Annotated in this window: 9 protein-coding genes; 4 read left to right on the forward strand and 5 right to left on the reverse strand. The window is 64.5% G+C overall.

Translation table 11 applies throughout. The annotated features are described in order from the left end of the window. The 5 genes from JHD07_RS01525 to JHD07_RS01545 form a co-directional block, all read right to left on the reverse strand. Nucleotides 1–381 (reverse strand): TIGR02281 family clan AA aspartic protease (locus JHD07_RS01525; protein ID WP_291618287.1); only part of this gene is annotated, 381 nt, incomplete at its 3' end. Between the two features lie 28 nt (nt 382–409). Continuing rightward, nucleotides 410–613 (reverse strand): DUF1289 domain-containing protein, encoded by a 204-nt coding sequence (locus JHD07_RS01530; protein ID WP_291618288.1) that lies wholly within the window; start codon nt 611–613, stop codon nt 410–412. 44 nt (nt 614–657) lie between these two features. Next, complete coding sequence (locus tag JHD07_RS01535) at nt 658–2253, reverse strand: HAMP domain-containing sensor histidine kinase (protein ID WP_291618290.1); 1596 nt, start codon at nt 2251–2253, stop codon at nt 658–660. A 163-nt stretch (nt 2254–2416) separates the two neighbouring features. Further along, nucleotides 2417–3781: a sodium:proton antiporter gene (locus JHD07_RS01540; protein ID WP_291618325.1), complete on the reverse strand. Its 1365-nt coding sequence runs from the start codon at nt 3779–3781 to the stop codon at nt 2417–2419. 182 nt (nt 3782–3963) lie between these two features. Continuing rightward, nucleotides 3964–4836 (reverse strand): NAD(P)-dependent oxidoreductase, encoded by an 873-nt coding sequence (locus JHD07_RS01545; RefSeq protein ID WP_291618292.1) that lies wholly within the window; start codon nt 4834–4836, stop codon nt 3964–3966. Nucleotides 4837–5019: 183 nt separating this feature from the next. On the opposite strand from JHD07_RS01545, the gene JHD07_RS01550 reads away from it, so the two are divergent. From JHD07_RS01550 to dctP, 4 genes are all read left to right on the forward strand, one after another. Then, nucleotides 5020–5457 carry a VOC family protein gene (locus JHD07_RS01550; RefSeq protein WP_291618294.1) on the forward strand — a complete coding sequence of 146 codons (438 nt, stop codon included), beginning with the start codon at nt 5020–5022 and terminating at the stop codon, nt 5455–5457. Between the two features lie 53 nt (nt 5458–5510). Continuing rightward, nucleotides 5511–6647 carry an Mrp/NBP35 family ATP-binding protein gene (locus JHD07_RS01555; RefSeq protein ID WP_291618296.1) on the forward strand — a complete coding sequence of 379 codons (1137 nt, stop codon included), beginning with the start codon at nt 5511–5513 and terminating at the stop codon, nt 6645–6647. Between the two features lie 206 nt (nt 6648–6853). Then, the gene (locus JHD07_RS01560; RefSeq protein WP_291618298.1) at nt 6854–7942 is read left to right on the forward strand and encodes a TRAP transporter substrate-binding protein; all 1089 of its coding nucleotides are present in this window, start codon (nt 6854–6856) and stop codon (nt 7940–7942) included. A 164-nt stretch (nt 7943–8106) separates the two neighbouring features. Then, the coding region (dctP, locus tag JHD07_RS01565; RefSeq protein ID WP_291618299.1) for a TRAP transporter substrate-binding protein DctP at nt 8107–9129 on the forward strand (1023 nt) is incomplete at its 3' end.

The raw sequence follows: 9129 nt of genomic DNA on the forward strand, positions 1-9129 counted from the left end.
GACGAGATGGCCGACGGCGAGACGATCGAGCGTGAGCCGCGCCGCCTTGGTGCGGCCGCCCGCGGTCTCGAGGTCGACATCGTATTCAAGCATCTCGAGCGGGAGCCCGATCGCTTTCGCGGTTTCCCATGTCAGCACCACGGAGGTCGCGCCGGTGTCGATCACCATCGGCGCGGTGACGCCGTTGATCTTCGCGCGCAGTGTAAATTCGCCGCCCTGGCCGCGCGGGATCTGGACGGCCGGCGCCGGGGCGGCGGCCTGCGCACGAAACATGTGCGACACCTTATGGCCGGCCCGCGCGATCTGGTTGGGATCGCCATAGGCGACGACGGCACCCGCCGTGCCGGCGAGCATGACCACAACGAGCAGGAAGCGGATCATAGCGCGCCTCCGAAGGCACACAGGCGGATCAGATGCGTTTCGGCGCTGCCGCAACCGGCGTAAGTCCAGCCTCCGCCATGCGCGCCGGCAAGTGGGCCATGACCGCAAGCCGGTCCGCACTGTCCATGGCGTGCCAGCGGGCGATTTCGGGCAAGGTCCGGCCGCAGCCGAAGCACAGCTTGGTTTTTGGATCGATCATGCAGACGGCGACGCACGGCGTTTCTTTGCTCATTCGGACATAGTGAGGGATCGTCGGACATTTCTGCAAGCATCTCGTTAGGAGCCTGTTCCGGCGCTCATGATCGGCTTTCGTCGGGGCCGGCGCTTCTCCTCCGGCACGACGGAACTCTCCGGCTGGAGCGGCGGAGAATCATCCGACAGCGGTGCGAGCGCGCTCATCACGCGCTCCGGCGGGAATGTGACGATTACCTCGGTGCCGATGCGCAGCTTCGATTTCAGCGTGAACGTACCGCCATGCAGGTCGATGAGATTCTTGGCGATCGGCAGGCCGAGGCCGGCGCCTTGCTCGGCCGATTTGATCGAATTGGAGCCCTGGCCGAACGAAGCGAGCACCACCGGGATCTCGTCCTCCGGGATGCCGGAGCCGGTATCCTTCACCGACAGATATTGCCCGCCCGAGGCGGTCCAGCCGGCCTTGAGCCAGATCTCGCCGCCCTGCGGCGTGAACTTGATCGAGTTGGAGAGCAGATTGAGCACGACCTGGCGGATCGCGCGCTCGTCGGCCCAGAGCCGAGGCATCGCCTGCTCGAACACTTCGTGGATGGTGATGCCGCGGCTCGAGGCACGGAGCTTCATCAAGTGATGGCAATCGGCGACGATGCCGACGAGCGACACGGCTTCCTCATTGAGCTCGTAACGGCCGGCCTCGATCCGCGACAGATCGAGGATCTCGTTGATGAGGTTGAGCAGGTGCACGCCGGCATTGTGGCTGTCGGCGGAATATTCCTTGTAGACCGGCACCGCGTGCGCGCCGAAAATCTCGCTCTTCATCACCTCGGAGAAGCCGAGGATAGCGTTCAGCGGCGTGCGGAGTTCGTGGCTCATCTGTGCGAGAAAGCGCGACTTGGCGACGTTGGCGGCTTCGGCGCGGTGGCGCGCTTCGTCCGAGATCGCCTTGGCCTGTTCCAGCTCGCCGATCAGCGCATCCTTCTCGGCCCGCGCTTCCAGCGTGGCGAACGTCGAGGAGTGCAGGCGGTGCGCCAGCAGCACGAAATAGCCTTCGGCCGCGAGCGCGAGCGCGGCCAGGATGTAATTGTCCAGCGAGCCGGTCATCGCAAAGTTCAGCGCCATCGCGACAGCGACCGGCGCGGTGGCGGCAAGGGCTGCGATCGGAAGATTGGCGGCGAGCATGCTCGATACTGCGATGACCAGCAGCATCAGGAACATCATCAGCGTTTCCGTGACCAGGTCGAGCACGGGATGGATCAGGATCGCCATCCAGCACAGGCCATAGAGCAGGTCGAGCACGACGAAGCGGGTCCGCCACGCGCGCGTTGCTGTGGGCGAGGCGGGCTCGCTCAGGAAGCGCCGGCAGCTGCGGATCATCGCCGAATGGATGCAGAGCATGCCGACGGTCCAGGCCGCGGCCGGGATCGGCTGCATCCACAGGCCGAACAGCAGTCCAGTGGCGACGACCAGCAGCATCACGACATAAGAAGCCGACAGCCGCGTCTGGGCGTATTGCCGCAGCATCTCGGCGTCGAAAGCCGGCCGGGTTCCACTGGTCGACGTTAACTTGTCGCGCGCCTCGCGCACCCGCTGCGCCGCAGCCCTACGGCTGCTCGCCGATGGAGCGCTCACCGGCTCGGCCGGAAGCTGCACAACCTCGGGCTTTTCAGCGGGGTTACTCATCAAGCAACACGATTCCTGCCCACGCCGGACGCGGGCCTTCTGCATTGTCTATCTCTGGCAAGAAATCGTTAAGAGCTGACTTAAGGAGCTAAAGAATTACGTTAACCCGGCGTTAATTCCCATCTGGTCCGGCCTTGGTTCCAGGAGCGGAGAAGGTCGCTCTTCACCTGAAGAAGACGAGCGTGACCAATGCGAACACTGGCAGCAGCAGCACCGAGGTCCAGGCCATGTATCCGAAGAAGCCCGGCATTGCGACGCCGCTCCCCCGCGCGATCGCGTACACCATGAAGTTGGGCGCGTTGCCGATGTAGGAGTTTGCGCCCATGAACACAGCGCCTGCGGAAATCGCGGCCAGGGTGAGGGCGCCGTTCGTCATCAGATATTTGGCATCGCCTCCGGCGAGCTCAAAGAAGACCAGATAGGTCGGCGCATTGTCGAGAAACGACGAGAGCACGCCGGTCAACCAGAAATAGGCGGCATTGTTCGGCGTGCCGTCGGCGTTGGTCACCATGTTCACGACGGAGGCAAACGCGCCGGATTTGCCGGCGTTGAGAATCGCGAGCACCGGGATGATGGTGATGAAGATGGCGGCGAACAGCTTCGCCACTTCTGTCATCGGGCCCCAAGAAAATCCGTTTGCTTCGTGGTCCTCCTTCGACGTGACGGCAAGGGATGCGAACACGACCCCGATCATCACGGCATCGCGCAGAAGGTTCTGCAGCTGGAGGTGCGTGCCGAGAACCTCGAATCCGCCGAGGTCGAGCTTGGCACTCAAGAGGATCGCGGCGATGATGACTCCCATCAAAGCGAAGTTGAGGCCGCCGCTGATCCGAAGGGGATTGTCCGGGGTCGGGTCGGGTTTGACCCGGCCTTCCTTGCGATAAAGATAACTATCGATGCAAAAGAACAGGACGAGCAGAATCCAGGCGGCGAACGTGGTGTGAGGGAAAAGGTGCGTCGTCGTCCAGAAGAAGTCCACGCCGCGCAGGAATCCCAGAAACAGCGGCGGATCTCCCAAGGGCGAAAGCGAGCCGCCGATGTTGGATACCAGAAAGATGAAGAAGATGACGACGTGCGCATTGTGCCGACGGTCGTCATTGGCGCGGATCACCGGCCGGATCATGACCATCGACGCGCCGGTCGTGCCGATGACGCTCGCGATCAAGGTGCCCATCGCGAGCAGCGTCGTATTCAGGACCGGCGAGCCGTGAAGATTGCCGCGCACCACGATTCCGCCGGCTACCGTGAACAATGCAAGGAGCAGCAGAATGAAGGGGACGTATTCGAGCAGCGCGGTATGAACGAGCGACTGAATGGTCGGAAGCGGGCCGTACCAGATTGCAAGCGGCAGCACGATCAGGATGGCCCACATCGCGGCAATCTTGCCCTGATGGTGCTCCCAGAAGTGAGGCGCTGCGAGCGGGAATATCGCGATCGACAGCAGCATGCCCGCGAATGGAAGCGCCCATTGCGGGCCGATGTTGGCGCCATCGAGCGATGCGGCGAGCGCCTGTGAAGTTGATGCCAGCGCGATCACGAACGCGACCGGGAGCAGGCGCGCAACAACGAGGATGGCGGCGATCACGTTAGGCAAGGCTTCCCCCCGGAAGTCGATGATTGCTTTGGCTGGCGCTTTACGGAACACCGTCGCGGCGGATGTCGCGACGGTGCTCGAGGTCGGCGACCCCCGGACCGGGCCGCAACAGGGCGTCAGCGCTGCAGACGCGCGAGCAGGCTCGACGTATCCCAGCGCTTGCCGCCCATCTTTTCGACCTCCGAGTAGAACTGGTCGACCAGCGCGGTCACCGGCAGGTTGGCGCCGTTGCGACGGGCTTCGGCGAGCGCGATCGAGAGGTCCTTGCGCATCCATTCGACCGCGAAGCCGAAATCGTACTTGCCCTCGTTCATGGTCTTGTAGCGGTTCTCCATCTGCCAGGACTGCGCGGCTCCCTTCGAAATGGTCTCGATCACCGCGGCGACGTCCAGGCCGCTCTTCTTGGCGAAGTGGATCCCCTCGGAGAGGCCCTGCACCAGACCGGCGATGCAGATCTGGTTGACCATCTTCGTCAGCTGGCCGCTTCCTGCGGGCCCGAGCAGTTTGCACATCCGCGCATAGGCGCCCGTGATGATCGGCTCGGCGCCGGCATAGGCATCCGGCGCGCCGCCGCACATCACCGTCAGCACGCCGTTCTCGGCGCCGGCCTGGCCGCCGGACACCGGCGCGTCGACAAATTTGAAGCCGGCCTTGGTGGCGGCCGCGTCCAGCTCACGTGCGACCTCGGCGGAAGCGGTGGTGTGGTCGACGAAGGTCGCACCCTTCTTCATGCCGGCGAAGGCGCCGTCGGGCCCGATCGTGACCGCGCGCAGGTCGTTGTCGTTGCCGACGCAGCACATCACGAAATCCTGACCCTCGGCGGCCGCCTTTGGCGTCGGGGCGGTCTTGCCGCCGAACTTGTCCGCCCATTCCTTCGCCTTGGCCGCAGTGCGGTTGTAGACGGTGACCTCATGGCCCCCCTTCTTCACGAGGTGTCCGGCCATGGGGAAGCCCATCACGCCGAGGCCGAGGAAAGCGACTTTAGCCATTGTGATACCTTGTCCGTAGCTTGGGTTTTACGGTTCTTGCCAGGCGAGGGGCGCCTGGGTTCCGCGGTGAGGGCGGATCGGAGGCGCACCATAAACCCTTGAGGCCGGAGGGCAACGGCTTCGCTTGGCCGCCCCCTGTGCTAGGATGGCGGACCCAAAAACTTCAAAAATGGGAGCGAGAGCATGGGCGGCGTGAGCGTTGGCGTCCTCGATCATTTCAACATCCGGACCCGGAAGCTGACCGAGACCGTCCGCTTCTACGAGGATGTCTTGGGGCTGGAGAAAGGTGCACGGCCGAACTTCGCCTTCCCGGGGGCCTGGATGTACAGCGAGGGCAAGCCAGTGGTGCACCTCGTCGATATTTCCGCGACCGCCGAGCCACAAAAGCCGGATTCCGGCGTTGTGCACCATGTTGCCTTCGTCAGCCGCGGTTTTGACGGCATGAAGCAGCGGCTGGCATCCAAGGGGATGACGTTTGACGCCCGCCAGGTGCCCGGCGGCGACCTCTGGCAGATCTTTGTCCACGACCCCAACGGGGTCATGATCGAACTGAATTACGAGGCCGCCCGGGAGCAGGGAGCGGCGCCTGCCGAGAGGGCTGACGATGTCGGCAGGCAGTAGCCTTTTTGGCGTTTCCGCTCTAATGGGGCATCCTCAACTCCAGGAGATGCGCTTTGAGCGTGACGCAGCAACAGGTCCTCGACAGCCTCGATAGGGTCAAGTCGCCCCGAGGGGTGTCGCTTGCCCATGCCAATGTGCTGAGCGCGATCAGCGCCTCGGACGGCAAGGTGTTCTTCTCGATCAATGTCGATGCCGCAGAGGCGAGGGCCTGGGAATCCGTCCGGGCCGAAGCGGAGGCCGCCGTGCGCGCCATTCCCGGGGTCACCACCGTCATGGTGGCGCTGACCGCCGAGCGCAAGCCGGGCGCCGCTCCGCCGCCACCCCCGCAGCCGAGCCGCGGCACGCCCGGCGTTCAGCCGGCCCATGCCCACAAGCCGCCGCAGGGCGGTGGCTCGCCGATGGCCCGGCAAACGGAGATTCCGGGCGTTGCCGCCGTGATCGCGGTGGCCTCCGGCAAGGGCGGCGTCGGCAAGTCGACCACGGCGCTCAATCTGGCGCTCGGCCTGCGCGACCTCGGCCTCAAGGTCGGGCTGCTCGATGCCGATATCTACGGTCCCTCGGTGCCGCGCCTGACGGGGCTGCGCGACAAGCCCGAGCTGAACGACGAGCGCAAGATGATTCCGCTTCGGCGTTTCGGCCTCGCCATCATGTCGATCGGCTTCCTGGTCGAGGAGGAGACCGCGATGATCTGGCGCGGCCCGATGGTGATGTCGGCCGTGACACAGATGCTGCGCGACGTCGAATGGGGCAAGCTCGACGTGCTGGTGGTCGACATGCCGCCGGGCACCGGCGATGCCCAGCTCACGCTGGCGCAGAACGTGCCGCTCAAGGGCGCCGTGATCGTCTCGACCCCGCAGGACCTGTCCCTTATCGATGCGCGGCGAGGGCTTGCCATGTTCAGGAAGGTCAACGTGCCCGTGCTCGGCATCGTCGAGAACATGAGCTACTTCCAGTGCCCGCATTGCGGGACCAAGTCGGACATTTTCGGCCATGGCGGGGCCCGGCACGAGGCCGAGAAGCTCGGGGTGCCGTTCCTGGGCGAGATCCCCCTGCACATGGCGATTCGCGCCACCTCGGACGCCGGCAATCCTGTCGTCGACAGCGAGCCGGACGGCCCGCATGCGGCGATCTACCGCGCCATCGCCGGCCAGGTCCGGGACCAGCTCAAGGGTGTCATCGCCGCCGCCTAAACGTGGCCGCCGCGGCGGGCCCCGGGGCATGCGACTTTCGTAGACCCCCGTCATGCCTTTGTCGCGTTCCGCAAGCCGGGCTTCCGTGTTAAAGGCCCCCCGCAGTCAAGCCCCTTCGGTTCGACGCGGTCCTGACGCGTCGCCGGAACGAGCGGCGGCAAGAAGAGAAGTCAAGGGGAAACGCCCCAGCAAGGAGAGACCTGAAGATGAAGCGTCGTGATTTTCTCAAAGTGTCGGCAGCAGGCGCGGCGGCCACCGCAGTGGCCTCGCCGGCGATCGCGCAATCCTCGCCCGAGGTGAAGTGGCGCCTGACTTCGAGCTTCCCGAAGTCGCTCGACACCATCTATGGCGGTGCCGAGCAGGTTGCGAAGTACGTCGCCGAGATGACCGACAACAAGTTCCAGATCCAGGTGTTCGCCGGTGGCGAAATCGTCCCCGGACTCCAGGCGCTCGATGCGACCTCGAACGGCACGGTCGATATGTGCCACACCGTGTCCTACTACTACGTCGGCAAGGACCCGACCTTCGCGATCTTCGCCTCGGTGCCGTTCGGCCTCAACGCGCGCCAGCAGAATTCGTGGCTCTACCAGGGCGGCGGCAACGAGCTCGCCAACGAGTTCTTCAAGAAGTCGAACGTGATCGGCTTCCCCTGCGGCAACACCGGCACCCAGATGGGCGGCTGGTTCCGCAAGGAGATCAAGACGGTTGCCGACCTGTCCGGCCTCAAGATGCGCATCGGCGGCATCGCCGGCCAGGTGCTGCAGAAGGTCGGCGTGGTGCCGCAGCAGCTCGCCGGCGGCGACATCTATCCGGCGCTGGAGAAGGGCACCATCGACGCCGCCGAATGGGTTGGCCCCTACGATGACGAGAAGCTCGGCTTCGCCAAGGTCGCCAAGTACTACTACTATCCGGGCTTCTGGGAGGGCGGTCCGACCGTCCACGCCTTCGCCAACCTGGAAAAGTTCAACGCGCTGCCGAAGAACTACCAGGCCATCCTCACCAACGCGACCGCCCATGCCAACACTTGGATGGCCGCGCGCTACGACATGCAGAACCCGGCGGCGCTGAAGCGCCTGGTCGCCGGCGGCACCCAGCTCCGTCCCTTCACCAACGAAGTGCTGGAAGCCTGCCTCAAGTCGACCAACGAGCTGTGGGCCGAGATCTCGGCCAAGAACGCCGACTTCAAGAAGTCGATCGACGCCATGCAGGCCTACCGCTCCGACGAATATCTGTGGTGGCAGGTCGCCGAGTATACCTACGACACCTTCATGATCCGCTCGCGCACCCGCGGCTGATCTGCGGCTCGAGTTCTAAGACCGGTAGCCCGGCCTCTCCAGGAGGCCGGGCTTTTTCTTTGCCGCGATGCGATCGGGGTGGCATTCCGCCCGACGATGTTCCATGCTTGCGCCCAAGCCTCGGCAAGAAGGCTGACAATCACCATCCATCAGGGCAGGAAATCATGAAGAGAAGAGACTTCATCAAGGTCACAGGGCTTGGTGCGGCCGGCGCCGCCACGCTCGCGGCTCCCGCGATCGCGCAGTCGATGCCGGAGATCAAATGGCGCATGCCGACGAGCTGGCCGAAATCACTCGACACGCTGTTCGGCGGTGCCGACGTGATGTGCAAGATGGTCGCCGAGGCGACCGACAATAAATTCCAGATCCAGATCTTCGCCGCGGGCGAGATCGTGCCGGGCCTGCAGGTGCTCGACGCCGTGCAGAACGGCACCTGCGAGATCGGCCACACCGCCTCCTATTATTATTTCGGCAAGGACCCGACCTTCACCTTCGGCTCGGCCGTGCCGTTCGGTCCCAACATGCGCATCAACCAGGCCTGGTACATGCAGGGCGGCGGTCGCGACGTGCTCAACGAGTTCTACAAGAGCTACAACGTCGTCTCGCTGCTCGCGGGCAATACCGGCTGCCAGATGGGCGGCTGGTTCAGGAAAGAGGTCAACACGCCCGACGATCTCAAGGGCCTGAAGATCCGCATCGGCGGCTTCGCCGGCCGCGTGCTCCAGAAGCTCGGCGCGGTGCCGCAGCAGCTCGCCGGCGGCGACATCTATCCGGCGCTGGAGAAGGGCACCATCGACGCCGCCGAATGGGTCGGGCCCTACGACGACGAGAAGCTCGGCTTCTACAAGATCGCGCCGCATTACTACTATCCAGGCTGGTGGGAAGGCGGGCCGATGCTGATGGCCTTCGTCAACCTCGACAAGTGGAACGCGCTGCCGAAATATTACCAGAGCGTGCTGGAGCAGGCCGGCCACTACGCCAACAACTACATGATGGCGCGCTATGACGCCGCCAATCCGCTGGCGCTGAAGAAGCTGATTGCAGGCGGCGCCAAGCTGCACGCTTTCTCGCCCCCGATCATGGACGCTTGCTACAAGGCGGCCAAGGAGCTGCATGCCGAAGTCGCGGCGACCAACGCCAACTTCAAGAAGGTCCACGACTCCCTCGCCAAGTTCACCGGCGACGGC

The organism is Bradyrhizobium sp. (genome assembly GCF_016462955.1).
Lineage (GTDB): Bacteria > Pseudomonadota > Alphaproteobacteria > Rhizobiales > Xanthobacteraceae > Bradyrhizobium.

Bases quoted from the DNA above. Each gene is read 5' to 3' on its own strand.
- JHD07_RS01560 (WP_291618298.1), top strand. From the start codon at position 6,854: ATGAAGCGTCGTGATTTTCTCAAAGTGTCGGCAGCAGGCGCGGCGGCC.
- JHD07_RS01550 (WP_291618294.1), top strand. From the start codon at position 5,020: ATGGGCGGCGTGAGCGTTGGCGTCCTCGATCATTTCAACATCCGGACC.
- JHD07_RS01545 (WP_291618292.1), bottom strand. From the start codon at position 4,836: ATGGCTAAAGTCGCTTTCCTCGGCCTCGGCGTGATGGGCTTCCCCATG.
- JHD07_RS01535 (WP_291618290.1), bottom strand. From the start codon at position 2,253: ATGAGTAACCCCGCTGAAAAGCCCGAGGTTGTGCAGCTTCCGGCCGAG.
- JHD07_RS01530 (WP_291618288.1), bottom strand. From the start codon at position 613: ATGAGCAAAGAAACGCCGTGCGTCGCCGTCTGCATGATCGATCCAAAA.